The following is a 26,918-nucleotide window of genomic DNA, read 5'->3' as shown; positions in this document are numbered from 1 at the left end:
CACCTACTTTCCGCCGATCCGCACTCTCGGATCGATCACGCCATACAGAATATCAACTACCATGTTGCAGAATACCAGAAATGTGCCGTAAAACGCCGTCATGCCAAGGATCAGGGAGTAATCGTTGTTCTGCACACTCTCAACATAATATTTACCCATGCCGGGGATAGCAAACAGGGACTCGATAACAAATGTACCGGTCAGAACGGCTGCTACCGTCGGACCGAGGATCGTAACAACCGGCATGATCGCGTTCCGGATCTGATGCTTCCAGGTCACACGGAACTTGGAAATGCCCTTCGAGCGCGCCGTCTTGATGTAATCCTGCTGGACTACCTCCAGCATACTCGCACGCATGATACGCGAGACGGATGCCATCGTGTAGAATCCCAGTCCGATCGACGGCAGGATCGTGTAGGCGAAGCCCTTGTACTGCGCGATCGGGAACAGCCCCCATTTGACTGCAAAGAAATGCTGCAGCAGCGCGCCCATGATAAAGTCCGGGACACTTGTACCAAATACAGCTACAATCACAAAGATTAAATCAATTTTATTGCCACGGTTTAATGCAGAAATAATACCAAATACAAGACCAAAGGAAATCGCAAAACATAATGCGCGGATACCAAGGTCTGCCGAATACGGAAATGCGCCTGCTAACAGGTCATTGACGGTACGGCTCGGATATTTGGTAGAAAAACCGAAATTTCCATGAATCAGATTATTCAGATATGTCAGATACTGCTGGAGTAAAGGTTTATCGAATCCGTAGTAGGCACTTAAATTGGCCTTTGCGGTTGCTGACATTTTCGGATCATTGAACGGTCCGCCCGGCATCAGCCTTGCCAGGAAAAATACAACGGATACGAGAACAAACACAGTCACAATGGATATTCCCACCCGCTTCAGTATATATTTTTTCATAGGTTCACGCTCCTTTAACTACGGGAACATCCCAAATCCGGTTGTTCCGGCCGCCGGTTACGGCTCATTCATCCGCCAAGCAGCCACCGGATATGTACTGCGCTTCAGAAATCCGGTTTCCGCCGGATTCTGAAGCGCAGGTACTTCAATCATCTTCTAACGTTTTTCAATACGTTTTGGATGGATTAGTTTGTGATGTCCACATATATATAGTCATAGTTCAGTCCAACAAAGTATGCGCCCAGATTCTGTACACGGTCAGATACCATATACGGAACTTCTCTTAACTGAAGCGGTACCAGTGCGCCGTCTTCCAGGAGTGTCTTCTCTGCATTGAACAGGTTATCCATACGCTCTTTACCGGAAGTTGTCTTGGAAGCGTCGATGTACTTATCGTATTCATCACTATGGTAATTTAAGTAGTTGTAGCCGGAGGTGCTGTACCAGAGCTCCAGGTAGCTGTACGGGTCAGAGTAATCCGGTGCCCAGCCACTCATGATGATATCGTACTCATCACTGTCCGGAACCAGAAGTGCGTTTCTCGTTGCGTACGGAACCATGTTGATATCTACATTGATACCCAGGTTGTTCTTCCACTGGTTTGCAACAACCTCTGCCTCTTTCTTCGCTGTGTCAGAATCGGATACAACCAGTTTCAGGGAAATATCAGAAGCACTGGAAAGACCTAATTCAGATAATGCCGTATCCAGATACTCTTTTGCCTTATCCAGATCACCCTGAAGCGGGAATGCCTCTAACGGATACTCGGTGCCGTACTCGCCGTCCACACCGCGAACCTGCGGAAGCACGTATCTCTGGTTAGCCTGATATAAACCATTGTGGGTCAGAAGAATGTATTCTTCACGGTTGACTGCATAGTTCATCGCCAGACGCAGGTTCTTGTTTGCCAGATATTTATTCCGGTGGTTCAGTGCCGCATAATCATCTGCACCACTGTAGTAGGACTGTGTCTTGCCTTCATACTGCGCTGCCAGCTCGGTCGGAACCTCTGCCAGATCCAGCTCGCCTGCATCGAACATCGAAACAGCGGTAGTCTGATCGGCTACGGTCAGAATCTCAACGCCGTCCAGGCTGATCTTTTCATTGTCATAATAATCCGGGTTCTTTGCCAATTCTACTTTGCCGTTCGCATACTCCGTTACAACGAACGGTCCATTGTAAACCTGTTTGTCTGCGCTTCCGCCGAACTCGTTGCCATATTTCTCAACCAGATCTTCACGCACCGGCATGAATGCACTCATACTCGTCATGCTGACGAAATAATCAGCCGGATTCTCAAGGGTTATCTCCAGTGTGAAGTCATCCAGTGCCTTAACGCCCAGCTCATCGACTGAGAGTTCACCACCACTGACCTTGGCGCCGTTCTTTAAAACAGCACCCAGATAGCTGGCAGGGCAGGCTGCTGCCGGATCGCAGAGACGCTTCATACCGTACTCATAATCCTTAGCCGTAACAGTCTGTCCATCACTCCACTTTGTATCTTGACGGAGTTTGAAAGTATATACGAGACCATCATCGCTGACTTCATAGCTCTCAGCGGTTGCCGGCTGAAGCTCGCCCTGTACGTTACGGTACAGACCATCATAGATATGATAGGAGACGGTCGCATCTGCTACGGAGTTTGTCTTATCAGGGTCAATCGTCGCGATATCCGCCGTGTTGGAATAACGGAAAATCTTTTCGCCCGCTGCTGCGCTCTGGGAGCTGTCACTTCCCGATTCGGCTGCCTTCGTGTCATCCACCGAAGCGCTCGGAGTGGAACAGCCCGCTACACTCGCTGCCATCAGTGCAGCTAATCCCAGTGCAAGTAGTTTGTTTTTTCTCATAATATTCCTCCTTGTCCTCTTTTATTAAAGCTCAATCAGCTCCTTGGTGGCGCTGATCAGGTTTTCATTGCCTGTCTCCGTGATGAGAAGCTGATCCTCGATGCGGATGCCGCCCCATCCCGGAATGTAGATACCCGGTTCCACGGTCATGACGTTATTGGCATGCACGATATTTTTAGAAACAGGGCTCATAAATGGAATCTCATGGACAAACATGCCGACGCCGTGTCCGATTCCTGTGTAGTGATACGGAAAATACTCGGTCCCCTCGATGATCTTCGTGGATTCATAATATGCATCCGATGCCGAAACCCCATCTTTTAAGAATCCTTCCACCGCAGCGACCATCTGCTGCTCAATCTTGTATACTTCCTTCTGCTTCGGCGTTGCGCGTCCGACTACCAGGGTACGCGTCATATCAGATAAATAACCATGATACTGGCATCCATAATCCATCAGGACCAGATCGCCGTATTCAATCGCCTTCTGGGACGGAATTCCATGAAGCAGGGATGTTCTCGCACCGGAGATGAGGATATTGCCGTATGGCTGTGTATCCGCGCCCTCCAGAACCATATAAAGGCTTAAACGCGCCGCCAGCTCTTTCTCGGTAATGCCGACCCGGATATCCTTCTGAATCTTCTCATATGCCCTTGAAGCAATGTCACAGGAGATACGCAGGCACTCAATCTCTTCCGGCTTCTTGATGGAGCGAAACTCCTCGATGATGCCGTCCGCCGGTACCAGCTCTGCTTTTACCTCCGACTGGAGGTTCTGGTACTGTTCAACGGTCAGGTGGGCTGCTTCAAAGCCGATCGTCTTTGCCCCAACCTTTTCCGCCGCGTAGGCAAGTGCCTTTCCGATGGAACCGTAGGTGTCTCTCCAGTTCAAAATCGTGTAATCCGGGCACTCATAGGAAACCTGCTCGGTGTAGCGCGGATCTGTCAGAAAGAATTTTTCCTGCTCCGTGATAAAAAGCCAGGAATCTTCGCCGGTATAATGGCTGACATACTTTACATTGACCGGACGGCTGATGAACATGCCATCCAGGTGCTCTTTCTGCATATACGCAAGTAACTGTTCCATTCTTACTCTCCTCCCATCACTGATTCTATTTCCTCTATCGTTCTGGGGATGGATGCTGTCAGATTCTCACAGCTATCCTCCGTTACCAGGCAGTTATCCTCGAGGCGGAAGCCGATGCCCCATTCCTCGCAGTAGATGCCGATATCCACGCAGAAAACCATACCCGGCTCTACAATATCCACATCAACCAGATCGTGTGTGTCCCAGCCAACATGGTGGGCGCCGCCGTGCCAGATATATCTGCCGACGTCCTCATACCGGTCACATAAGCCGATGGCTTTGAGCTGTTCGAAATTGTATTCCCTCGCCAGCCGGTCCACGTCTGCCATCTTCATCCCCGGCCGAATGATGGAGAACATATGCTGCGAAGTCCGGTATGCACATGTGTAAAGAAGTCGCTGCCGTTCGGAAAACTTTCCGTTGCACGGCCAGCCGCGCGATACATCATTGAAGAGGTGGTCGTACTGGGCGCCTACGTCGTTGAGAATCATATCGCCGTCCTTCGCCTGCCCTGTGTACTCATAATAGTGAATACAGAAATTATTGGCTCCCGCGGAAATGATACTCGGAAATGCCGGTGCAAGGCATCCGTGCTGCGCCAGTGCGTAGTCGAATTCGGCTTTATACTGGTATTCGTACATTCCCGGCTTTGATGCCTTCATCATCGCCAGAATGCCGTCCCTTGTAATCTTGACTGCCTCCCGCATCGCCTCGATCTCACACGGCTGCTTGATGGTGCGCTGGCGGCGTATCTGACGGGAAATATCCGTGAGTGTGGCTGCCGGGTACCACTTTCTAAGTTTCCGTGCCATCCGGATACTCTCGGTATCTGCATCCTCCGGATCGTGCCGATACAGATCCATCGCAATCCGCTCAAACCGTCCGCTCCGCATCAGAAGTTTCAGACGGTTTTCCCACTCGCCGCTTGATGCGATCTGCGCGGCCCCGGATCGCGCCCTGGCCTCCTCCGGTGTGAACCGTTTCCCGGTCCACCGCTCGGCCAGCATATCCGGCGGAAGTATGTAAAGTGTTTCCTGTACCTCTTCTCCGTCTTTCTCTGCCATCAGGACTGTGTGTTCCTGCCCAATGCCGGTCAGATAGAGAAAACTCCGATCGGCATAAAACGGATAATTTTCATCGGCTGTCTTTCGGATGGAAGAACCGGAAAACAGGAGAAGCAGGGTGTGATCCGGAAGGCTGTCATACAGCCGCTGTCGGTTCCCTTGGTAAAATTCTGCATTCATAGTATTTTCCTTCCTGTCTTTTAAATGATTTCCGTATACTTTTGTATCTATCTCACAAATAGATGTATCGTAATCTTTTGTCTCCCGACACGTGTCATTATACCGTATAAATCAAAATTTTACAATTATTTTTCAGTATATTTTGTAATTTTTTCATTTAATGCAAAATTTCATATATATGATAGGAAATCCTTTCAATTTTGAAAAGAATGTAAAAGCATATCTATTTTTTCCAAAGGTGGTACCTGCAAAAGAAGCATTTCAATGAAAATGTGGAAAGATGGTTTTGAGCCCAAACTAGAAAATTAGGAAAAAAAAGAGACCATCCAATTCTCCTTTTTCAGATGAATCGGACAGTCTCCTGTCTCCGCCCTGCGCTGACAGCTGCGGTTTCGTTCATTTTGAATCTCTTATAAAGATACTACAACACTTTCTTTCGCGCACTCTGGAAGATCGGCTGCATTCATGGATATGCTTAAAACGAATTTTACATGATATTTCTCACTGATGGTCTCCAGCGTCTTGTAGGTCTCTTCAATATCCGCTCCCTCGAGGCAGGCAAGTTTCAGGAAGCTGTCAAGATACATCTGCTCCAGATCGTGATCCTGGCAGATAATACCACAAATAAATCCGATAAATCCATCGCTGGTATCAATCGGATATTCCTGTACATTGATAAGGCGAATCTGGTTATTCAACTCATACATATGTTTGGAACTCTTATCCAGATAGACAACGGATCCCTTGGCTTCTTTGACAGCCGTGTTCGCCATATCGAGTAAATATTTAGTTTTTCCTTTTCCCTTTGCTCCTGCGATGATCTGAACCATAACAATCTCCTCCTTGAGTTTATTTAAGTTGTATGTAAAATCTTTTATTGTATAAATAATTATAGTATAAATTTATAAATATTGCAATCACTTATTTGAAATTTTAGTCAAAATTTCCGTCATATTGTCATAAAGTGACGGACGATTTGCAGATTTTAGCACAATCGATATATATTCCTTGCCATCGTCCCCATCGCTCGCCATGATCAGGCAGTAGCCAGCCGCCTGTGTAGTGCCGGTTTTGCCGCCTAAGACAGTCACTCCCTTCGGTGCCTCGCGGTCTCCCTTCAGATACCAGTTGCCAACCTTCCAGACCTGCTGTTTTGCGGCTCCATTTGCATCGGTATAATCAGCTGTATAAGACTGCGCGTTGATGATCTCACAAAACAGCGGCAGTTTAAGCGCCTCGTTGAAAATCAGGTAGAGATCATATGCCGTTGTATAGTGGTCGGTGCTGTGCAGACCATTTGCATTGACAAAATGCGTGTGGGTCGCACCGAGTTCCTTCGCTTTCGCATTCATCTTCTCCACAAACGCATCCGTGCTTCCGGCGATATGATCCGCAATCGCATTGGCTGCATCGTTGCCGGACGGAATCATCAGTCCGTATAAGAGCTGCTCCAGCGTAAAGGTATCGCCCGGCTTGATGCCTGCCATCGAAGCGCCTGCCTCGCGGATCACGACGTCATCATTTGCCGTCACCGCATCGGAAAGATTGCCTTCCTCGATCGCGATGATCGCCGTCATTACCTTCGTGATGCTCGCCGGGTACATCTGGTCATAGATGTTCTTACCATATATAACGCTGGAGTCGGTCACATCAAACAATGCGCCCGCCTGCGCCGTCACCGCATCATCTGGAGCAATATCGCCGTCTGCAGATTCCGGTACGCAGAGAGAAGAGGCAAAAAAGGGCGCCAGCCCGGCACCTGCCGCTGGCGTCATCTGCGCTTCCCGTTCTTGAAATGAATATGCCTGTTCCAGACCGCGGGCACCACAGCCGATCAGCATGCTGATACCGCAAAGCATCAGTGCGCCCGCAAGTCCGATTGTCTGTTTTCTCATTTGTACATCTCCCGCCATTCCATATCGCCGCGGTCAAGCGCCTTAACGAGAAGCTCTGCCGTCGCCAGGTTTGTCGCCATCGGGATATTGTGAATATCACAGAGGCGGACAACATCATTAACATCTGGCTCATGCGGCTTCGGCGCCAACGGATCGCGCAGGAAAATCAGCAGATCGATCTGATTGTGTTCGATCTGTGCGCCGAGCTGCTGGGAACCTCCCAGATGACCCGGCAGATATTTATGGAGGGTCAGATTTGTAACCTCCTCAATCAGGCGGCCTGTCGTTCCTGTCGCATAGAGTTCATGCTTGCTCAGGATGCCGCGATATGCGATACAGAAGTTCTGCATCAGTTTTTTCTTCGCATCATGTGCGATTAACCCGATATACATCTATACCTGCCTCCTTAATGATTCCTATTTTTCATAACCATAAAATTCAATTTCCATGCAGCTTCACCGTCCATGCATGTACTTACTGAACGGTTACGTTATTTCGTTGCAATCCAACATTGAGAACAACTCCCATTCCGATAAACATACTGAGCAGCGAACTAAGTCCGGAGCTTATGAAAGGAAGCGGAAGACCCGTGTTCGGGAAGATTCCCGTGGCTACCGCAATGTTGGCAAAACTCTGGAACGCCAGAAGCGCCGCCATGCCCGATGCAATCAGACGTCCAGCTGTGTCCTTCGCGCGCGCCGCAATCCAGAGGCACTCATACACCAGCAGCGCATAGAGGGCAATGACCGCCACGCCGCCGACAAACCCAAGCTCCTCTCCGATAACAGCGAAGATAAAGTCCGTCTGTTCCTCCGAGAGGAAATTTCCATTCTTGACGGAGCTTAATGTATTGTTAAAAAGCCCCTTGCCGCGCAGCTGCCCGGAGCCGATCGCCATCATGGAGTTATCCTGCTGACGGTTCAGATCCGTAAATTCACTGCTGCTGTGGAAAATCTTTCCCATGATACGCTGTGCCTGGTATTTCTGGAGAAACGGGATAAATCCCTGCAGCGACAGATAGATAAGCGCCGCAAATCCAGGTACCCCGACCGCCACCGCACCGGCAATCCATTTGTAACTGATACCGGCTACATAAATCATGCACAGAATCATGAAGCAGATGACGATGGTGGTGGAAAGGTTCGGCTGTAAATATACCATGCCGACCGGAAGGGCACAGATAAGCGCCGTCATCCCCAATGTCTTTGGCTCATTGATTTTCTCCCGGTTTCTGGAAAGAAAATTCGCCAGGATGAGGATCAGACCGATCTTTACAAACTCGGACGGCTGGATCTGAATCCCGCCGATCCGCAGCCAGCGGGTCGCGCCCTTGGTGGTACGTCCAAACAAAAGAACTGCCGCCAGCATTCCGGCACAGACCACATAGATAAGCGTGGTAAATCGGAAATACTGATGGTAATCAATCAAAGACAGAACCAGACAGATAATCAGGGATACAACCACTCCGATAATCTGTTTTATCACAGAGGAACGGTCCTGATTGCTGGCGCTCCCGACAACCAAAATGCCGAGAACACTCAGCAGAATCATATAAATGAGGGCTCGAAAGTTGTAATTTCTAAATTGGTAATCGAATATCATGCTGTAAATGGCTCCTTAAAGTAAGAACCGGTACCGACGCACAGACCGCCGGGAATACCTCCGCCGGCTGTTCTGAGGATGTCCTCAGAATCCGGAGTGTCACATCCCCCGGATCAATCTCCAGATAACGTGACACGCTCCTCAGGAAATCTGCGCGAATCAGATCCAGAAGTTCCGGCGAACAACCCGCCCGATCGGCAGTCAGAAGGTGTTTTAAACGCTTTCTGGCTATCTCGCCGGAATTCTTTTTCGTAAACAGTTCTGCAATCAGAATCATAGCGTCCCCTCCTATGCACGTTTGAGGAAGCCGGATATCCGGGACCAGAAGCCCGGAGACGCATCAAGCTGTATAAATGGTACCGATTCTCCAAGTATTCGTTTGCATATGTTTAAATATGCCTGCCCGGCATATCCATTCATGCCGACCAGCGGTTCGCCCTGATTCGTGGATATAACGATATCCTCATCGTCCGGGACTGTGCCAATCACAGGGACAGACAGAATATCCATCACATCATCCACCGACATCATATCGCCCCGGCGCACCATATCGCTCCGGATCCGGTTGATGATCAGGTCCATACGCCCGACCCCGGATGCTTCTAAAAGTCCGATGATCCGGTCAGCATCCCTTATCGCGGATACCTCCGGTGTCGTGACAATCAGCGCCCGGTCCGCCCCGGCGATCGCATTGCGAAAGCCCTGCTCAATCCCGGCGGGACAGTCAAGCAGTATGTAATCAAACTCTTCTCTTAAGTCTTCTACTAATTTTATCATCTGCCCCGGACTCACGGACGACTTGTCCCGCGTCTGGGCGGAAGGTAATAAGAACAGGTCAGGATATCTTTTGTCTCGAATCAGCGCCTGCTTCATCCGGCAGTTTCCCTCGATCACATCGACCAGATTGTAGATAATCCGGTTTTCCAGTCCCATGACGACATCCAGGTTTCTCAGACCGATATCGGTGTCGATGAGAACCACCCGTTTGCCAAGCATGGCAAGCCCGGTGCCGACGTTCGCTGAGGTTGTCGTTTTGCCGACGCCTCCTTTTCCGGAAGTAATAACGATAACTTCGCTCATAGGAACATCCTCCTGTATTCTGTTTTACCATTTTATTCTACTCTAAAAAGTAGAATAATTCCAGTCTTAAATCCATTAAATACGCTAAATAAAATGAAAATAATCTAAAAAACTTTTTTTGACCGATTCTACGTCAATGTTTCCACCGGATACCGATGCAATCATCGGTCCGCGCCCCATCTTTTTACCCTGGCTGCGCGTTTTGGCTGTCAGATCAGCAATCCGAAGGTGCATCGGCGACATCTCCAGCGCGGTGATCACCGCGTCCTCACTTCCCGCCGCCCCAGCATGGGCGGAACCCGCCAGCGTGCCGAGGACGACGATATTGCCCCGTGCGCTGACACGCGCGCCGCGCTCCACATCCCCGATGATCACGATGCTCGCATCGGATTCCAGCAGATCGCCCCGGGATAAATTACCCTTATAGAATTGTCCCGTCCGGGCAGTCAGCTCCATCAGCCGCTCGGTCAGCGCCTTTTCACAGCGGGCGATGCGGTTAGCGTCAGTATCCAGCAGACAGAGAATCTCTATCTGGGAATTGGCGGTAATCGCATCCGTCACCTGCAGTTCCTCGATTGGGGTCAGTTCTCTCCCCTCCAGGGTCAGCGTCATCTGGGCGGATCCCCAGAATTTTTCACTTTCTTTAAACTTTTTCCCTACATCCTCCAGTAACTGTTCAAAGGGGGTGTCCGGATTCAGAATTACCGTCATACCGGACTTACATCCCTTTATTACTACGGAACTTTTCATAGTTCCATCACCTCTTAATCTCCATTGATTCGTTCATTGGACGCATCCAATGCTCCTGAATTCAGGATATCATCCAGACTCGCATAGCCATAGAAGTAACGATATACGTGTTTTGCCACCATCGCCGCATTCGAAGAAGAATATCCATTCGGGATACTGACCGTCACCGAAATTTCCGGATTCTCATACGGTGCAAACGAAATAAAGAACGCGTGGTTGCCCCGTTTCTGGGACTCCTGCGCCGTACCGGTCTTACCGGCCACGTGTACGTCCAGACCATCAAACACGCGCTTGGTCGAACTGTTGGTAACTACCTGGCGCATACCTTGTTGGACTGCATCCCAGGTGCTTGTCTGGAAATCAAGGGTTGACGCCACAGCCGGCGAATAATCCTTGACCAGATTACCCTGGGAATCCGTCTCCTTATCAATCAAGCTCAGATCATAGACCGTGCCGCGGTTGGCAAGCGCCGTCACATAGCGGGCAAGCTGCACGCTCGCAAACTGGTGCGTACCCTGTCCCATACTGGAACGCTCCGGATCGGTATCACTGATAGACGGCGTCGCCTCCGAGATTTCAATGCCCGAAGTCCGGTCCAAACCGAACATGGTCGCATATTTTTTCAGCGTCTCCAGACCTTTCTCCGGTTTGTAGCTTCCATCTGTCTCTGTGGACAGGCGGTGCGCCACCTCCGAGAAGAAATAGTTACAGGAATTTTCGATACCTCCCACGACGTTTAACGGTCCGTGGAAGCCTGGATATTTCCAGCATCGGATCGGATTGCTGACTTCCTCATAAATACCGGTACAGTTAATCATATCAGAAAGCGTGATTGCCCCCTCTTCCAGACCTGCAATCGCCGTGATCGGCTTAAAGGTGGAGCCTGGTGCTTTCAGCGTCTGCGTCGCATTGTTTCGCAGCGGCAGCGACTGATCGGCATTTAGCTGGGCAAAATAGGTGCTGTCCGAAATCCGGTTGTTGTCATAGCTTGGATAAGATACCAGTGCCAGCACCTCGCCAGTCTTCGCGCTCGTCACGACACAGCTCGCCGTACACGGGTCAAGTGCCAGCTGCGCCGGTGTGATCTCAATATTGCGGATCTTATTCATCAGGAACTGGTACGCATATTCTTCCCCGCTGACACGCAGCAGGTTGACCTCATTCTCATCGTATGCAAGCACATTCTGGGAATAGAGCGCCATACAGAGCTCGCGCCCAGTCACAACATTGTTATTGATTAAATACTGATAAATCAGTTTCTCGAATGCCGGATCCTGTTCCAGATCGCGGAAACAGTCGTCCAGCAGTGCCGTGAAGACATCGTCCGCATTCGAATACCGGCTCTGGATGTCCAGCTTCGTCGTATCGATCCAGTTGTTGGCAATTCCATAATATAAGTATTCCCGCAGACTGATCGTACCGTTCTTCCACGCCTGATACATGTCACTGGACGTATCAATCGCATCACGCTGGACAATCGCCTTGTTGCTGGAAGAAAGATACGAATAGATATACTGCATATATGCCTGCATTTCCTCTGACAGCGCGTTCATCGGCGTTGCATTTTCAGACTGCAGTTCGCCCCGCAGTTCCTGTTCAATCCGCACGCGTGAGCTCTCGTACTTCTGATAAATCTGCTGTTCCACATCGGATGCCTCTTCGGAAGCAAAATTGTCAATCGAGAGGACGTTGTTGTTGATCAGCTGGAAGTATGCCTTCTTGATCGGTATCTTAATACTGGAAGAATCGATATAAGCGATATCTTTCTCATCCTGGTTGACAATCGTCTTTAACAAGACGCCCGCCAGCTGCTTCTCCAGAATGTGGTAAATACCCTTCTGAAGGTTCAGATCGAGGGTCAGCCAGATATCGTTGCCTGCCACTGGTGCGACTTCCCCGGTCACGCTTAGGATTCTTCCGACGTTATCTACATATGCCGTCTGGGAACCTTTCTTACCCTTTAATTCCAGTTCCATCGAGGATTCGATGCCGGTACGGCCTACTACATCATTTAACTCATAGTCATCGTTGACCGCCTTTAACTCCTCCAGACGTTCGCTCGTTACTTTTCCCGTATATCCAATGATCGGCGCAAAGTAGAGGCTTTCATTGTACACACGGATCGTCGATTCCTGTATATTGACGCCCACCAGATCGGCTGCGTGCTCTAAAATGTCTGCAACGGTCTCATCGCTGATATCCGTCGCGATCGTTGTCGATTCGTACTTCTGGAACGCGGTAAAACGCATCGTGTAGCGGATGCCGACGATCTGCAGCGCCACCTCATCCGAAACATCGATCGGATTGCCGTCTTTGTCAAGCGGGCGCCCGTCCCGGTTCTTATCGTCACCGAGTGTCAGGTGGTACTCCTTTTTCATCCGCTCCAGCAGATCTGGCGCTGAAATGTCGGACGGGTATTTTCCATCTGAATCGTCCATCTCATCCACATTTTTAAGACCATAATAATCACGCAGGAATCGCTTGCGTCCGGACTGTGTCTCGGAGGTATACACGACATTTCCATCGTGATCGAGCGTAAGCTCTAAACTGGTCTGTGCGCTCTCACCGTGTTTATTCAAGATCGATACCAGATCGTAGAGCATCGTGTTCCACTGTGCATCCGTCTTGTACGCACCGGTATCCTGTATGGTAACGTCGTATGCCAGTTCGTTGTACGCCAGCACATTGCCGTTCCGATCGTAGATATTACCCCGCGTGCTGGCAGTCTTTATGACTTTTTCCGTCATCGCTGTATATGCATCCTGATACTCTTCGCCCTTGATGATCTGCAGGTTGAACAACCGCATCACCAATGCGGACGACATCAGGCAGAACACAACCGCCAGGACAAAAAGCCGGGAGGTAATCACTTTTTTGAACCATTCTCGCAGATATTCTTTCAGGTCATCAAACAATGTTCGAATCTCTCCTTTGTTCCCATTCTTTCAGTTTCCGGTTGATAAAAAGGAAAAACCGGTATACGACAAGCGTCGTAACCGTGGTAAATATGATCTCCGGGATAATGATGGAGACCAGATAATGCCCAAAATTCAGACGATTCCGTATCAGGAACCGGAATACATAGATGTACAGGTTATAGATTAAATCACTTGCCAGGCTCAAAAGCAGCGGCAGCGTGATGTAGTCTTCATAATAATACTTGTTGCAGATTCCACTGACATACCCCAGATTGATGAAAAACAGTGTATAAAAGCCAAATGGTCCACTGTAAAACAGATCCATAAAAAGACCTGCCACCAGCCCGTAGAACATCCCCCGCTCGCGCCCCTCAATGAAGCTGCACACAAACACCACAATCAGCAGCAGGTTCGGAGCCGAAGATAAGAAGGCGATCTGTGGGAACACGCAGATCTGGATCGTGAATGCCAGAATCAGCATGACAAGGTTAATCAGCAGCTTCCGCATTATTGTCGCCTCCATCCCCATTTTTCAGCTGGGTGATTACCAGTACCTCCTGCAGGTTATCAAAATCTGCAACCGGAATGATTGTACCGGATTTGGTTACGTTGTTGGCATCGGTCGTCAGCCCGGAGGCATAACCGATGAGAATGCCCGGCAGGAAAATATCACTGATATTGGAGGTCACGATCTTGTCGCCCTCCTGGATATCTGCCTCTTTCTTGATATGGTCAAGTCCCAGCCGTCCATCCTGGTAAAGCGTCAGGTTGCCGGATACATTACAGGTATCGCCGGTCCGCAAGGACATGCCGCTGACGTTGCTGTCATCATCGATGATCGCGCGGACAGTTGCATAGTTTGCCCCGACATCGGTTACAATACCGACCAGTCCGCCGCCTGCCATGACGTTCATATCTTCCTGGATGCCATCGTCCGCTCCCTTGTCGATCCGGAATACCTGAAACCAGTTTCCAGAGTCCTTTGCAATGACACGGGCGGCTATTTTTTTATACTGCATATATTCCTGATCAAGCTGATACAGCTCTCTGAGACGGTCTAACTCGTAAAGCTCCGACTGCAAGCGGTTGTTCTCTTCCACCATCTGATCCAGACGCATCTGGAGATTTTTGTTCTCCTCCTGCGCCTCCCGCAGGGAGGAAAAATTTTCAAGCGCATTGTAGAGACCTGTGCCGATCGCGTTGACGCCTGACTGCAGCGGTACCAGAACAAAACCGACACCCGTCCGAAGCGGCATCAGAAAGCTTGATTTGATAGACGTTGCTGTAATCAGCACAAGACAGAAGGCTGACATACCTGCCAGAATATACTTGCTGTTTTTCATAATGATAGTATTCCCCGTTCTTTGAAACTAAAATAGGCTTGTTCGCCGATAATCACATGATCCAAAAGCCGGATTCCCAGCATAGCGCCCGCCTCCTGAATCCGGACGGTCGTCCGCCGATCCTCCGCACTGGGGGTAGGATCCCCGCTCGGATGATTATGTACTAAAACGATGCTGGCTGCATGATAGCGCAGCGCCTCGATAAATATCTCCCTCGGAGACGCCGGAGAGTGATTGAAGGTTCCCCGAAACAACAGGATATCCCGAATCAGCCTCTGCTTCGTATTGAGGATCATCAGGTGCATTTCTTCCTGCTCTTTGTGACGCATTTCTTCCATATAGAAAGCAGCGATCGCCTCCGGCGCCGTAAACGCAGGCGCTTCCGAAAGCGTCAGAGTGCGCCAGATCCGCTGTGACAGCTCTCCCACACACAAAAGTTCGATTCCCTTGACCCTGCCGATTCCTTTCTGCTCCATCAGTTCTGGAAGAGTCAGATGCAAAAGTCCTAAAATTCCCGGCGGCTGCGCCTGCGCCAGAATCCGGGTTGCCAGGGAAAGTGCCGACTCCTGCCGGTTTCCGGTCCGGATAAGGATCGCTAAAAGCTCGGCGTCTGTCAGTGCCCCAACTCCCTCCCGCTCACATTTTTCGTAGGGGCGGTCTTTTTCAGGGATATCTTTCATGGTAAGACGCCATCCACCGATCGGTTCAGAACTTTTTACTGGTTTCTCTGTTTCTTTTTTCATTGATTGTCCTCCTGCGTGCCTCTCCTCTGCATACAGAAAGCCATTCCCGCCTGGAGGGATTCTTTGATTAAATCAGACGATATGCGATCAGTGCAATGACAACGCCGATGATGCTCGCCATCGTCACCCGGATTGACAGACCAAACGTGATAACCAGGATTCCTAAATCAAGAACAACCGGGTCCATCAGACCGAAGGATTGTCCGTAATTCAGCCACGACAGTCCCCTGACGCCGGATGCCATATTTCCGATAAATCCACCTAACACAATCCCTGTCATCAGGAGCAGCAGAAGAATCCAGAAATTTTTTGCTCGATTCATGATACCGAATACCGTCCCTTTCTATAATCTTTATTATCTTAGCACAAACTGCCGGAATGTGTATAGACAGTCCGGCAGATTTTTTTTTAAAGTTTTCTTAAAATTAATTACAAAATCATTCAAAAAACGTCATTTCTAGTCGATTTTGAGCTGCTCAGGTTTTACTATGCCTGCATCCAGAAGCTTCTGCAGGGACATTAAAATGCCTAACTTCGCATGGTACCAGGTCAGTCCGCCCTGGAAGAAGACGCTGTACGGCGGTTTGATCGGACCATCCGCGGAAAGTTCTATCGAGGAACCCTGGATAAAGGCACCTGCTGCCATAATAACCTGGGAATCATACCCCGGCATATCCCACGGTTCCGGCGATACATAGCTGTCAACCGGCGCCGCCGCCTGAATGCCCTGGCAGAACGCAATAACACCCTCCGGTTTTCCAAACGTGATCGCCTGAATGATATCATAGCGCGGCTCCGTGCTGTTCGGAACCACATCAAAGCCCAGGCTCTCATAGACATTTGCCGCAAAGATAGCTCCCTTTAATGCGCCGGATACAACGGTCGGTGCCAGGAAAAGTCCCTGGAAGAAGGACTGGTTGACGCCAAGACTCGCGCCGACCTCCCGTCCGAGTCCCGGAGAACCAAGGCGGTACGCTGCATTTTCGATGCACTGTCTGGTTCCGGCGATATAGCCGCCGATCGGCGCCAGTCCGCCGCCCGGGTTTTTGATCAGGGAACCGACTACCATGTCCGCACCGAGATCGCTCGGTTCGATCCGCTCAACGAATTCGCCATAGCAGTTGTCTACCATACAGATCACTTCCGGTTTGATGGATTTAACAAATGCAATCAGTTCACCGATCTGCTCTGCCGAGAGGGTTGGACGGGATGCGTATCCCTTGGAACGCTGGATGGTTACCAGTTTTGTTTTCTCGTTGATCGCCGCGCGGATGCCGTCGTAATCGAAGGTTCCGTCCGGCAGCAGGTCAACCTGACGGTATGAAATGCCGTACTCCCGCAGGGAACCGTTGGACTCGCGGATGCCGATCACTTCCTCCAGAGTATCATACGGTTTTCCCACCGGCGAAAGCAGTTCGTCGCCCGGGCGCAGGTTTCCGGCTAATGCCGTGTAGAGCGCGTGCGTTCCGCACACGATCTGCGGGCGCACCAGCGCGTCCTCAGTGTGGAATACATCCGCATATACCTGTTCCAGCGTCTCACGTCCAAGGTCGTTGTAACCATATCCGGTTGTACCGGAAAAATGAATATCGCTGACGCGGTTTTTCTGCATCGCAGCGATTACCTTTAACTGATTGTACTCTGCATTGCCATCGATCTCTGTGAAACGGTCTTCCAGAGCCGCTTCGATTCTGGCTCCATATTCAAGCACTTCTTTCGAAATGCCGAGGTCGCCATACATTTTCTCTAACTCCATGGTGGTTCCTTTCCTGTTGTCGGTTATTCGTAACTGTTCAGTACCTTCACAGTCACGCGCAAAAATCCATTAAAAATTGCCTACGGCAATGGGATTTTTGCCTTCTGACCCATGTTTTCGTACGGTCAGCGTAGTAAATGCGCAGACCTACTGAACAGTTACGGTTATTCTATAATTCTTTTTTTGTTTCTTTAACTTTTCTTGATTTTTACAACTTATAATTTAGAGTGTTCCATCCATCTTATGAATCACTCTCCATAATACCCGCTTCCGCCGCTAATTCCTGCAGAATATGTTCCAGCACGCGTTCCCGGTCATTATCAAATTCCGGCAAATATAAGAAACGCACGTCGCGTTCCCGCCGGAACCAGGTAAGCTGACGTTTCGCAAAATGGCGCGTATCGCGTTTCAGGATATTGACCGCTGTCTCCAACGACATTTCGCCATTTAAATATGCCAGAATTTCTTTATATCCAAGTCCCTGCATCGCCACTGAATCACGCCTGCAGCCCATCGCCTGAAGCTGCCTCACTTCCTCGACCAGTCCCTCTTCCATCATCTCATCGATCCGCTTCTCGATCCGCTCATAGAGAACCGTCCGATCGGTATTTAATACATAATAGAAGAAATGGTACGGTGAAATCTTTGCCCGCTCCGCCTCATTGTGGGCAGAAATCTTCTCGCCCGTCTGCTCATAATATTCCAGCGCGCGGATCACACGTTTTACATTGTTTGCGTGGATCGCCTCCGCCGATTCTGGATCGACCGCCCGCAGGCGCTCATGCAGAACTTCCGCCCCCTGTTCGGCTGCCAGGCGTTCCATCTCCTCCCGAAACTGCATATTTTCGTCGATCTGGGTGAAATCAATATCATTGAGCAGTGCCTGAATATAAAAGCCGGTTCCACCTGCCACGATCGGAATTTTTCCGCGGCTGTAAATATCTTCCGCCGCCGCGCGGGCAAGCGCCTGAAACCGCACGACATTGAAATCCTCAGTCGGCTCTAAAATATCGATCAGATGGTGCGGCACACCGTCCATCTCCTCCAGGCGTATCTTTGCCGTACCGATATCCATGTGGCGGTACACCTGCATCGAATCCGCGCTGATGATCTCGCCGCCGATCCGCCTGGCAAGCTGAATGGACAGCGCCGTTTTTCCGACTGCTGTCGGTCCGGTCAGGACAATCAGGGGCTTTTTTTCAGCCGCTTGTTCCAGATTTCCCATAAGACTTTCTCTCCTTTTAATGGGTTATACAATCCGTTTGAATTTCTTCTCCAACTCATATTTGCTCATCGATATGATCGTTGGGCGTCCATGTGGGCACGCATACGGATTTTTGAGTTCCAGAAGCTCATCGATCAGCTTGTCCGCTTCGGCAAATGATAATGTGTGATTGCCCTTGACCGCCGCCTTACACGACATCGTCGCCACACGCTCATTGATGAGATCCGGGGTTCCGCTTCCATTGCCCTCCGCCAGATCGTCGATCATCTCCATCAGAAGCTCGCGTTTTGCGACGGAAAAGAGGTTCGCCGGAACGGCACGCACCGCGTACTCCTTGCCGCCAAACGGCTCAATCTCAAATCCGATCGAGGTAAAATGTTCCATATACTGCTCTAATTTGAGCTGCTCACTGCTGTTGAGACTCAAAATGATCGGCGGATCGATCATCTGGGAGGTGTACTCCCTCTTTTGAAGGGATGCCATCGTCCTCTCATAGAGGATTTTCTCATGCGCCGCATGCTGATCAATGATGTACAGATTATCATGATACTCCACCAGCCAGTATGTGTCAAACAGCTGTCCAATCAGGCGGTGGTTCGCACGCGCCGGTTTGGTCAGGAGTTTATCTTCAAACAGATCCATCTGACGGGGCTTTTCAGATGGGGCGGACTGGGTCGATCCCGTTGAAACAGATGCAGGAGATGCAGTTTGCCCCGCTGAAGCTGAGATGGATTCGCTGGAAGGCGCTGACGTGGCCGGCTCTGGCAGATCTGACTCTGTATTGATTGAAACATTTTCAACTCTGCCGGTTGTGTCGGTTCTTCCAAACACTTTATCGAACCGCCCCGTTCCTGACACAGCCACATTTGATCCGCTGCCGGTTTCAGCCCCATATCCCGGCACATCTTCCGAGACCGACATCCTTTCTGCCTGCGACGCCCCCAGACGTTTCGTCTCAAACGGTTCCGGATGTTCCTCACGGATACGGACTGGTTTTAAGGACGGACGGCTGCCCTGGCTGCTTTCCATCTTTCTGGTTGGAAGCTCCGGCAGCACTCCCTTTTCCAGCCCCGGAATCTTCTGCTCTTTCTCTGCATTCTTCTCATTCTCCAGCGAAACCGCCGGAATCAGTTCCCGGTTAGCGAGTGCCATCGCGATCGTATGGTAGACCGTCCGGTAGATCTGTTCGCCGTCCCTGAAACGGATCTCCATCTTCGCCGGATGGACGTTGACGTCAATATACGACGGATCGATCGTAAATTGCAGCATCGTAAATGGATACTTGTGCTGCATCATGAACGGTTTATATGCGTCCTCAATCGCCTTTCCGATGATACTGCTCTTGATATAGCGTCCGTTGATGAAATAATTTTCATACGTGCGGTTGCCGCGCGCGATCAGCGGCTTACCGATGAAGCCGCCTACCCGGATCGGATCAGCTCCGGCATCCACTTCAATCAGGTTTGCCGTGATCTCGCGTCCAAAGACCGCATAAATTATATCTTTTAAGTTATGATTTCCAGAGGTATGGAGACGGCTCTGGTTGTTATTGATGAAACGGATGGAGATTTCCGGATGCGACAGGGCAATCTTTTCGACTAAATCTGCCACATGGGACCCTTCTGTCGCCGGCGTCTTTAAAAACTTCCGGCGTACCGGTGTATTGTAGAACAGATCTCTGGCGATAAAGGTCGTACCTTCCGGCGCACCGACCTCCTCCAGTCCCAGTTCCTCGCCGCCCTCGATGCGGTAACGGGAACCGCTGATCGAATCGTTTGTTTTCGTGATCAGTTCCACCTTCGCCACCGACGCGATCGACGCCAGCGCCTCGCCGCGGAACCCTAACGATGCCACCTGAAACAAATCCGACGCCGTCCGGATCTTGCTGGTCGCATGGCGCTTAAATGCCAGTGGGATCTCCTCGCGCACAATGCCGCTTCCGTTATCCGTCACCCGGATCGTCTGCAGACCGCCGCCCTGAATCTCCACCGTGATCGCCGTCGCCTTCGAATCGATCGCATTCTCCAAAAGCTCCTTGACAACCGACGCCGGCCGTTCAATGACCTCGCCGGCTGCAATCTGATTGATTGTATTGGAATCCAAGACCTGAATCGCAGCCATCTATCTCCTCCACATCCTTCCTAAACTCTTTTTTACTGGTGCATCCACCGGTTTTTCAGCTTCGCCTGCAGCTTATCTAATGTATTGAGCGCATCCAGCGGAGACATCCGGTTTACTTCCAGTTCCATGATCTCCTTGATGATATCGTCCTCATTGACCGTGTCAAAGATCGACATCTGCTGCAGATCTACCTCGTCCGGTTTTGCCACCTTTTTGCGCGTCTGGGTTCCCGGACCATTTTCTGCAATCTCCTTCGCACGCGCTGTAATGTCGGCATCGCTCAACTCTTCCACCAGTTCTTTTGCCCGATCGATGACCGGAGCCGGAACGCCTGCAAGCTTCGCCACCTGGATGCCGTAGCTCTTATCGGCGCCACCCTTCACGATTTTACGCAGGAAGACGATATCGTCGCCCTGTTCCTTGACCGCAATACAGTAGTTGTTGACACCGCTTAAGGTTCCTTCCAGCTCTGTCAGTTCATGGTAATGTGTCGCAAACAGCGTCTTAGCACCCAGAATCTTCGTATTACTAATATACTCCACAACCGCCCAGGCGATCGAAAGGCCGTCGAAAGTACTCGTACCGCGCCCGATCTCATCGAGAATCAGAAGGCTGTTTTTCGTCGCATTCCGCAGGATATTCGCAACCTCGGTCATCTCCACCATGAAGGTACTCTGACCGGATGCCAGATCATCCGAAGCGCCCACACGGGTAAAAATACGGTCGCAGAGACCGATATCCGCCTCATCCGCCGGGACGAAGCTTCCGATCTGCGCCATCAGCGTGATCAGCGCCGTCTGACGCATATAAGTTGACTTACCAGCCATGTTCGGACCGGTAATGATCGAAATCCGGTTCTTTCCGTTGTCTAAATATGTGTCATTGGCGACAAACATCTCGCCGCCCATCATGCGCTCTACGACCGGATGACGTCCGTTTTTGATGCGGATGATGCCCTTTTCGTTGATATGAGGTTTCACGTAATTGTAACGCGTCGCCACCACCGACAGAGACGCCAGCACATCCGTCATCGCGATCGCACGGGCGGTACTCTGAATCCGGTTTACCTCGCCCGCGATCTGGTCGCGCACCTGGCAGAACAGATCATATTCTAGAGAAACCAGCTTGTCCTCGGCGCCGAGAATGATATCTTCCAGCTCTTTCAGCCGGTCGGTCGTATAGCGCTCTGCGTTTGTCAGGGTCTGTTTACGGATGAAATAATCCGGCACCAGATCCTTAAAGGAATTAGTCACCTCAAAATAGTAGCCAAATACCTTATTGAACTTGACTTTCAGGTTTTTGATGCCTGTCTTTTCGCGCTCGCTCTGCTCTAACTGTGCCAGCCAGTCTTTTCCTTCTGTCTTTGCATGACGCAGACGGTCTGCTTCCTCATGGTAGCCTTCCTTGATGATGCCGCCCTCGCGCACCGTGATCGGCGGCTCTTCCACGATCGCCTTGTCAATCAGTTCCTTCAAATCTGCCAGCGGATCCAGAGCGGCTTCCAGGTTTTTAAGCAGCTCGCCTGAAAACTCCTTCAAAATCTGTTTGATATACGGAAGCATCGCCAGTGAATTACCAAACGCGATGAGATCGCGCGGATTTGCCGTCCGGTAACTGATGCGTCCGATCAGACGTTCGAGATCGTAGATCGGATTCAGATATTCGCACAGCTCCTCGCGGCTGATATAGTTCATGTTCAGCTCTTCGATCGCATTCTGGCGGCGCAGGATCTCCTCCCGGCTGATGAGCGGCTGCTCCACAAGTGTCCGCAGCATACGGGCGCCCATCGCCGTTTTCGTCTTATCAAGCACCCAGAGAAGTGTGCCCCGCTTCTGCTTTTCCCGGAGCGTCTCAGTAAGCTCCAGGTTCCGGCGCGTGGACGTATCCAGCATCATAAACTGTCCGGTCGTATAGACAGTCAGGCGCGTCAGGTGTTCCAGTGTATTTTTCTGCGTCTCATACAGATACTGCAGGACAGCGCCCGCCGCAATCGCGCCCGTCTCATAGTCCGCCAGTCCCAACGCTTCCAGGTGCTCTACATGAAAATGTTCCCGCAGGATTCTCCGGCAGGAATCATCAGAAAAGAACCGATTTTCAAGTGCTGAGATCACGGCATTTAACCGTACTTTCAAGTCCTCTAAATCGATTCCTGACATGTAAAAAGCCTCGTTGCAGATAAGCTCCGACGGCGAAAATTTATAAATTTCATCTAACAGACTGCGCTCGTTGCGAACCTCCGTCACAAGATAGTCGCCCGTGCTGACATCAACCGTCGAAACGCCGAATACACCGTCTATGTATACAATTCCCATCAGGTAATTGTTTTTTGATTCCTCCAGAACCTGTGAATTTGTCAGGGTTCCCGGCGTCACCACCCGGATTACCTCCCGCTTCACAAGTCCCTTTGCCTGTTTCGGATCCTCCATCTGCTCTGCGATGGCGACCTTATAGCCCTTCTGGACGAGACGGCTCAAATAACCCTCTACGGCATGATAAGGAACGCCGCACATAGGCGCGCGTTCCTCCAGTCCGCAGTCTTTTCCAGTCAGGGTAAGTTCCAGTTCTTTCGAAACAGTCTGGGCATCCTCAAAAAACATCTCATAGAAATCGCCAAGACGATAAAACAGAATACAGTCCGGATACTGTTTTTTCGTCTCCAGATAATGAGTCATCATTGGTGAAAGTGCCACAATTTACCTCTCTTCATCGCGATCCGCCCGTTTTCCGGCACTTCACTCATCTGAATGCCAGACCGGACAGACCGCTGTCGTTTTATTTTAGTTGAATTTCGGATCCGTCGGATCCCAGGTCTGCTGATCGGAGATCGGTACCAGCTCCGGCTTATCAAATGGAGATGCTACATTGGCATCCTCGTATACCTGTACAGTCGTTCCCAGATGGCAGTTATCATATACCCACTTGGAGTTTCTACAGTTCAGGCGTACACAGCCTAAAGAACGGGAAACACCCAGACCATTATAGCCGACGGTCAGAAGGTTATTCTCATTCGGGGTTGCGTATGTAATCGAATGGAACAGGAATCCCTGTGTGATACGGGTTGCATACTGGGTGTAAGTATCATTTACCATCAGTCTCCAGCGATATTTCTCCGGTGTCTTGAAAGTTCCAATCGGCGTATCATCACCGACGGAGGTCAGCATCGCTTTCACCGGAATAATATATCCGTTATTGCCGTCTTTTGCATAAACCGTCAGGCAGTTCAGTGTCTTATTTACCTTCAGGAGATAATCGGACTGCTTGCCAATCAGGCTGTCTACATCCTGAACCAGACGACCGCAGGAGTCAAAGTAGAACTTGTAACCATCGATATACTGCCAGCCGGTCTTTGCGTAGCCATTTTCAAAATAATAACGTACAAAGTCATCGGAAAGCCAGCCGTTATATACGCTTCCGTCCTCATTGAACATAACCGTTGCATTTTCTGCTACGCTCAGTCTGCTGGAAGCAGCTGATTTGTAGCGCGGTGCTGCACTCTGCGGACCTGCGCTTCCCTTCGGAACTAATACGACTTCAATCGAAAGGATCTTCTCGCCGATATCCACGGTACCAGCCACTTCGCCGTTCTTCGCATATCCCATCTTGCCCTGACCACTGGATGTAACGCTATAGTAAACATCGTACATCTTCTCAGCCTGACCGGAAAGCTGAATCTGGATCGCCTCTACCCAGCTTCCGGAGCCAACCAAGCCGGTCTGGATGCCGTCATGATACCACCACAGATAACCGCCTGTGTTGGTATATGCACGGTAGGATACGCCGCCGATCCCCTCAAAGTTTTTCAAATCCATCGCAAATGCAGAAATATCGCCTTCCGCATTATACAGATAATTGACGCCGACATGAAGTGCCGTGTCCTCATCCTGCTGCCCGGTTCCCTGGTTGAACTGCTCTGCCGATGTTGACGAACCGGTGTTTGGCATACCGACTGTACCGTTTGCAATGTCATCTGCCGGTCCTGCGTATGCGACAGAAGCACTTCCTGCCAGCATACAGGCTGACAGCAGAACCGTCAATCCTTTATAATGCTTTTTCATGAATTCATCCTCCTTAATCTACCAGGGATCCCATATAGTAAAAGCCCTTGGATTCCTCCAGATATACTTTAACAATTTTACCGATCAGCTCTTTTCCACCTGGGAAATGAACGATTGTGTTATTGGACATACGTCCGGTTACCAGTCCCTCTACATGGCTGTCCGGTTCCTCCACCAGAACCTCCTGCACTGTATGGACATCTCTTCCACAGACCTGTGCGGAGATCGCCTGTACCTCTGCAAGCAGACGGTCGAAACGTTCTTTGACAACTTCTTCTGGAACCTGATTTTCCATCGCTGCCGCCGGAGTTCCGGTGCGCTTCGAATAAATAAAGGTAAATGCGCTGTCGTAGCGGACTTTCCGCACAACCTCCAGTGTCTCCTTGAAATCTTCCTCCGTCTCTCCCGGAAATCCAACGATGATATCCGTCGTCAGGGAAATATCCGGTACCGCCTTGCGGATGCGCTCTGCCAGTTCCAGATACTGCTCCTTCGTGTAATGGCGGTTCATCTTCTTTAGGATCTCGCTGCTGCCCGACTGAAGCGGCAGATGCAGATGGCGGCAGATCTTCTTGGAAGATGCCATCACTTCGATCAGCTCATCCGACAGATCCTTAGGATGGGAGGTCATGAAACGGATCCGTTTAAGCCCCTCAATCCGCTCTACCCGGCGCAGAAGTTCTGCAAAGGTAATTGGAGATTCCAGGTTCTTTCCGTAGGAATTGACATTCTGCCCTAACAGCATGATCTCCACGACGCCGTTCTTAACCAGCTCTTCAATCTCACGGATGATGTCCTCCGGCGCACGGCTGCGCTCGCGTCCGCGCACATACGGGACGATGCAATAGCTGCAGAAATTGTTGCAGCCAAACATGATATTAACGCCAGACTTAAATGTATATTTGCGCTCCGACGGCAGATCCTCAACGATCTTATCAGTTCCTTTCCAGATATCGATGACCATCTTCCCCGTCTCAAAGCGCTGTTCCAGCAGCTCTGCCAGTTTATATACATTGTGCGTACCGAAAATCAAGTCTACAAAGCGGTAGCTCTTCTTTAATTTCTCTACAACCTCCGGCTCCTGCATCATGCAGCCGCAAAGTGCGATCATCATGTGCGGATTCTTTTTCTTGAGGCTGTGAAGATACCCTAAACGTCCATACACGCGCAGGTTCGCATTTTCACGGACTGTACATGTATTGTAGAGGACGAAATCCGATTCCTCACTGGTTCCTTCCACAAATCCTGCTTCCAGCAGAATACCGAGAAGCTTTTCTGAATCGTGTGCATTCATCTGACACCCGAACGTCGAGATAAAGCAGGTCAGCGGACGCCCCAGTTTGTCCGAAATCTCCTGTACCTTCTGGCGGCAGAGTGCCATATAATACTGCTGGCGATCCGGTTCCTGCTGCGGTATACCGCCCACCGGAATCTGACATTTGTCAGACACAAACACGCCTGCTGCGGATTCGGACGAATCGTTTGTATGTAAATCCATAAATTGTATTGCTCCTTACTATTCTTTCATTATCCTAATAATCCTAATATTTCATACATTAGATAATATTACTATATGGCGCTCATTTTCGCAAGTCCCATTCCTGCCAGAATCCTTTCCAGTTTCTTACAAAATATTCCGGTTCATGTATCTGGAAGCAAAAACAGAGTTTACCACACGGCTGCTCTGTTCCTGTATGCCTTTGATATGTTTCTGCTTCACGCGAGTGCGCCAGACATTACAAAACTTTAATTGTCTGCTCCGGTGTCACAATATATGCCATTTTTTTATCGTGCTTTTCGGTTTCAAATGCCGGAAACAACTGGAATCCATAGCAGAGTCCCACCGCCATATGGTCCGGTTCTGCCGCAAAAAAGCGGTCATAATACCCCGCCCCATAACCGATGCGGTTTCCGTCCTTGGAAAACCCCACGCCAGGCGTGATCACCAGCGCTTTCGGCGCATCTGCCTCCTGACATCCGTCCGCCGGTTCCGGGATGCCATATGCCCCCGCCACAAGCTGGCTCCGATCTGTGACATAGAAAAAACGCATCTCACGCCCAAACACCCGCGGCAGCGCTACCCGGCAGCCGCGCTTTAACAGCTCGTCAATCAAATATTCCGTACTTGCCTCACCGCGCACACTCGTATAGGCATACACTGCCGTCCCGGCTGATGGAAAGAGGGGGTGGAGACGTTCTAACAACGCCTCATCCCATCGTTGTTTTTCTTCTGGCAGCAAAGTCCGGCGTTTTTGAAGGACATACGCGCGAATCTCCTGTTTTGATATCTGCGATCCAGATGAATGAATAACCATCTCTTCTACCCTTC

General features: G+C 50.3%; 23 protein-coding genes. All 23 read right to left on the bottom strand.

The annotated features are described in order from the left end of the window. Positions 1 to 3: 3 nt before the first annotated feature. Positions 4 to 924, bottom strand: a complete 921-nt coding sequence (locus DWZ45_RS03725; RefSeq protein ID WP_117795360.1) for an ABC transporter permease — start codon at positions 922 to 924, stop codon at positions 4 to 6. Positions 925 to 1,109: 185 nt separating this feature from the next. Further along, complete coding sequence (locus tag DWZ45_RS03720; RefSeq protein ID WP_118467666.1) at positions 1,110 to 2,771, bottom strand: peptide ABC transporter substrate-binding protein; 1,662 nt, start codon at positions 2,769 to 2,771, stop codon at positions 1,110 to 1,112. A gap of 24 nt (positions 2,772 to 2,795) precedes the next feature. Next, the gene (locus DWZ45_RS03715) at positions 2,796 to 3,857 is read right to left on the bottom strand and encodes a Xaa-Pro peptidase family protein (protein ID WP_118467664.1); all 1,062 of its coding nucleotides are present in this window, start codon (positions 3,855 to 3,857) and stop codon (positions 2,796 to 2,798) included. A gap of 2 nt (positions 3,858 to 3,859) precedes the next feature. Continuing rightward, positions 3,860 to 5,101: an aminopeptidase P N-terminal domain-containing protein gene (locus DWZ45_RS03710; protein WP_118467662.1), complete on the bottom strand. Its 1,242-nt coding sequence runs from the start codon at positions 5,099 to 5,101 to the stop codon at positions 3,860 to 3,862. Positions 5,102 to 5,511: 410 nt separating this feature from the next. Beyond that, entirely contained in the window at positions 5,512 to 5,931 is a 420-nt protein-coding gene (locus tag DWZ45_RS03705) for a hypothetical protein (protein WP_022359521.1), read from the bottom strand. 87 nt (positions 5,932 to 6,018) lie between these two features. After that, complete coding sequence (locus DWZ45_RS03700; protein ID WP_182426624.1) at positions 6,019 to 6,996, bottom strand: serine hydrolase; 978 nt, start codon at positions 6,994 to 6,996, stop codon at positions 6,019 to 6,021. Beyond that, complete coding sequence (locus tag DWZ45_RS03695) at positions 6,993 to 7,388, bottom strand: methylglyoxal synthase (RefSeq protein ID WP_022359519.1); 396 nt, start codon at positions 7,386 to 7,388, stop codon at positions 6,993 to 6,995. The genes DWZ45_RS03700 and DWZ45_RS03695 overlap by 4 nt, the downstream gene beginning before the upstream one ends. Before the next feature lie 82 nt (positions 7,389 to 7,470). Next, positions 7,471 to 8,547, bottom strand: a complete 1,077-nt coding sequence (locus DWZ45_RS03690; protein ID WP_338126552.1) for an FtsW/RodA/SpoVE family cell cycle protein — start codon at positions 8,545 to 8,547, stop codon at positions 7,471 to 7,473. 28 nt (positions 8,548 to 8,575) lie between these two features. Beyond that, positions 8,576 to 8,875 carry a cell division topological specificity factor MinE gene (locus DWZ45_RS03685; protein WP_022359516.1) on the bottom strand — a complete coding sequence of 100 codons (300 nt, stop codon included), beginning with the start codon at positions 8,873 to 8,875 and terminating at the stop codon, positions 8,576 to 8,578. Between the two features lie 11 nt (positions 8,876 to 8,886). Next, positions 8,887 to 9,678 carry a septum site-determining protein MinD gene (gene minD / locus DWZ45_RS03680; RefSeq protein WP_022359515.1) on the bottom strand — a complete coding sequence of 264 codons (792 nt, stop codon included), beginning with the start codon at positions 9,676 to 9,678 and terminating at the stop codon, positions 8,887 to 8,889. A gap of 84 nt (positions 9,679 to 9,762) precedes the next feature. Beyond that, positions 9,763 to 10,428 (bottom strand): septum site-determining protein MinC, encoded by a 666-nt coding sequence (locus DWZ45_RS03675; RefSeq protein ID WP_117795354.1) that lies wholly within the window; start codon positions 10,426 to 10,428, stop codon positions 9,763 to 9,765. Between the two features lie 14 nt (positions 10,429 to 10,442). Continuing rightward, positions 10,443 to 13,343 (bottom strand): penicillin-binding transpeptidase domain-containing protein, encoded by a 2,901-nt coding sequence (locus tag DWZ45_RS03670; protein WP_118467660.1) that lies wholly within the window; start codon positions 13,341 to 13,343, stop codon positions 10,443 to 10,445. Continuing rightward, positions 13,336 to 13,854 carry a rod shape-determining protein MreD gene (gene mreD / locus DWZ45_RS03665; RefSeq protein ID WP_022359512.1) on the bottom strand — a complete coding sequence of 173 codons (519 nt, stop codon included), beginning with the start codon at positions 13,852 to 13,854 and terminating at the stop codon, positions 13,336 to 13,338. Before mreD ends, DWZ45_RS03670 begins: the two co-directional genes overlap by 8 nt. Beyond that, on the bottom strand, positions 13,835 to 14,689 hold the full coding sequence (mreC, locus tag DWZ45_RS03660) for a rod shape-determining protein MreC (protein WP_106999850.1): 855 nt from the start codon (positions 14,687 to 14,689) through the stop codon (positions 13,835 to 13,837). The genes mreD and mreC overlap by 20 nt, the downstream gene beginning before the upstream one ends. Beyond that, on the bottom strand, positions 14,686 to 15,432 hold the full coding sequence (gene radC / locus DWZ45_RS03655) for a DNA repair protein RadC (RefSeq protein WP_118467658.1): 747 nt from the start codon (positions 15,430 to 15,432) through the stop codon (positions 14,686 to 14,688). The genes mreC and radC overlap by 4 nt, the downstream gene beginning before the upstream one ends. Positions 15,433 to 15,499: 67 nt before the next feature. Continuing rightward, positions 15,500 to 15,754, bottom strand: a complete 255-nt coding sequence (locus DWZ45_RS03650) for a DUF4321 domain-containing protein (protein ID WP_106999848.1) — start codon at positions 15,752 to 15,754, stop codon at positions 15,500 to 15,502. Between the two features lie 135 nt (positions 15,755 to 15,889). Further along, positions 15,890 to 17,188 carry a methionine gamma-lyase family protein gene (locus DWZ45_RS03645; protein WP_118467657.1) on the bottom strand — a complete coding sequence of 433 codons (1,299 nt, stop codon included), beginning with the start codon at positions 17,186 to 17,188 and terminating at the stop codon, positions 15,890 to 15,892. A 241-nt stretch (positions 17,189 to 17,429) separates the two neighbouring features. Further along, positions 17,430 to 18,413, bottom strand: coding sequence for a tRNA (adenosine(37)-N6)-dimethylallyltransferase MiaA (gene miaA / locus DWZ45_RS03640; RefSeq protein WP_118467655.1), 984 nt, complete (start codon positions 18,411 to 18,413; stop codon positions 17,430 to 17,432). Positions 18,414 to 18,437: 24 nt separating this feature from the next. Further along, positions 18,438 to 20,534, bottom strand: a complete 2,097-nt coding sequence (gene mutL / locus DWZ45_RS03635; protein ID WP_118467653.1) for a DNA mismatch repair endonuclease MutL — start codon at positions 20,532 to 20,534, stop codon at positions 18,438 to 18,440. Between the two features lie 32 nt (positions 20,535 to 20,566). Continuing rightward, positions 20,567 to 23,209, bottom strand: coding sequence for a DNA mismatch repair protein MutS (mutS, locus tag DWZ45_RS03630; RefSeq protein WP_106999844.1), 2,643 nt, complete (start codon positions 23,207 to 23,209; stop codon positions 20,567 to 20,569). 102 nt (positions 23,210 to 23,311) lie between these two features. Next, positions 23,312 to 24,589, bottom strand: coding sequence for a L,D-transpeptidase family protein (locus tag DWZ45_RS03625; protein WP_118467651.1), 1,278 nt, complete (start codon positions 24,587 to 24,589; stop codon positions 23,312 to 23,314). A gap of 13 nt (positions 24,590 to 24,602) precedes the next feature. Further along, entirely contained in the window at positions 24,603 to 25,970 is a 1,368-nt protein-coding gene (gene miaB, locus DWZ45_RS03620) for a tRNA (N6-isopentenyl adenosine(37)-C2)-methylthiotransferase MiaB (protein ID WP_333491416.1), read from the bottom strand. 355 nt (positions 25,971 to 26,325) lie between these two features. After that, positions 26,326 to 26,904 carry a 5-formyltetrahydrofolate cyclo-ligase gene (locus DWZ45_RS03615; RefSeq protein WP_117795338.1) on the bottom strand — a complete coding sequence of 193 codons (579 nt, stop codon included), beginning with the start codon at positions 26,902 to 26,904 and terminating at the stop codon, positions 26,326 to 26,328. Between the last annotated feature and the right edge of the window lie 14 nt (positions 26,905 to 26,918).

The organism is Clostridium sp. AF32-7AC, from assembly GCF_003477925.1.
Taxonomy (GTDB): domain Bacteria; phylum Bacillota; class Clostridia; order Lachnospirales; family Lachnospiraceae; genus Otoolea; species Otoolea fessa.
This window is presented reverse-complemented; position numbering and strand designations above follow the sequence as displayed.

Excerpts from the sequence above, each read along its gene's own strand:
- DWZ45_RS03725 (WP_117795360.1), bottom strand. The coding sequence starts at position 924 with ATGAAAAAATATATACTGAAGCGGGTGGGAATATCCATTGTGACTGTG.
- DWZ45_RS03720 (WP_118467666.1), bottom strand. The coding sequence starts at position 2,771 with ATGAGAAAAAACAAACTACTTGCACTGGGATTAGCTGCACTGATGGCA.
- DWZ45_RS03715 (WP_118467664.1), bottom strand. The coding sequence starts at position 3,857 with ATGGAACAGTTACTTGCGTATATGCAGAAAGAGCACCTGGATGGCATG.
- DWZ45_RS03710 (WP_118467662.1), bottom strand. The coding sequence starts at position 5,101 with ATGAATGCAGAATTTTACCAAGGGAACCGACAGCGGCTGTATGACAGC.
- DWZ45_RS03705 (WP_022359521.1), bottom strand. The coding sequence starts at position 5,931 with ATGGTTCAGATCATCGCAGGAGCAAAGGGAAAAGGAAAAACTAAATAT.
- DWZ45_RS03700 (WP_182426624.1), bottom strand. The coding sequence starts at position 6,996 with ATGAGAAAACAGACAATCGGACTTGCGGGCGCACTGATGCTTTGCGGT.
- DWZ45_RS03695 (WP_022359519.1), bottom strand. The coding sequence starts at position 7,388 with ATGTATATCGGGTTAATCGCACATGATGCGAAGAAAAAACTGATGCAG.
- DWZ45_RS03690 (WP_338126552.1), bottom strand. The coding sequence starts at position 8,547 with ATGATTCTGCTGAGTGTTCTCGGCATTTTGGTTGTCGGGAGCGCCAGC.
- DWZ45_RS03685 (WP_022359516.1), bottom strand. The coding sequence starts at position 8,875 with ATGATTCTGATTGCAGAACTGTTTACGAAAAAGAATTCCGGCGAGATA.
- minD (WP_022359515.1), bottom strand. The coding sequence starts at position 9,678 with ATGAGCGAAGTTATCGTTATTACTTCCGGAAAAGGAGGCGTCGGCAAA.
- DWZ45_RS03675 (WP_117795354.1), bottom strand. The coding sequence starts at position 10,428 with ATGAAAAGTTCCGTAGTAATAAAGGGATGTAAGTCCGGTATGACGGTA.
- mreD (WP_022359512.1), bottom strand. The coding sequence starts at position 13,854 with ATGCGGAAGCTGCTGATTAACCTTGTCATGCTGATTCTGGCATTCACG.
- mreC (WP_106999850.1), bottom strand. The coding sequence starts at position 14,689 with ATGAAAAACAGCAAGTATATTCTGGCAGGTATGTCAGCCTTCTGTCTT.
- radC (WP_118467658.1), bottom strand. The coding sequence starts at position 15,432 with ATGAAAAAAGAAACAGAGAAACCAGTAAAAAGTTCTGAACCGATCGGT.
- DWZ45_RS03650 (WP_106999848.1), bottom strand. The coding sequence starts at position 15,754 with ATGAATCGAGCAAAAAATTTCTGGATTCTTCTGCTGCTCCTGATGACA.
- DWZ45_RS03645 (WP_118467657.1), bottom strand. The coding sequence starts at position 17,188 with ATGGAGTTAGAGAAAATGTATGGCGACCTCGGCATTTCGAAAGAAGTG.
- miaA (WP_118467655.1), bottom strand. The coding sequence starts at position 18,413 with ATGGGAAATCTGGAACAAGCGGCTGAAAAAAAGCCCCTGATTGTCCTG.
- mutL (WP_118467653.1), bottom strand. The coding sequence starts at position 20,534 with ATGGCTGCGATTCAGGTCTTGGATTCCAATACAATCAATCAGATTGCA.
- mutS (WP_106999844.1), bottom strand. The coding sequence starts at position 23,209 with ATGATGACTCATTATCTGGAGACGAAAAAACAGTATCCGGACTGTATT.
- DWZ45_RS03625 (WP_118467651.1), bottom strand. The coding sequence starts at position 24,589 with ATGAAAAAGCATTATAAAGGATTGACGGTTCTGCTGTCAGCCTGTATG.
- miaB (WP_333491416.1), bottom strand. The coding sequence starts at position 25,970 with ATGGCACTCTGCCGCCAGAAGGTACAGGAGATTTCGGACAAACTGGGG.
- DWZ45_RS03615 (WP_117795338.1), bottom strand. The coding sequence starts at position 26,904 with ATGGTTATTCATTCATCTGGATCGCAGATATCAAAACAGGAGATTCGC.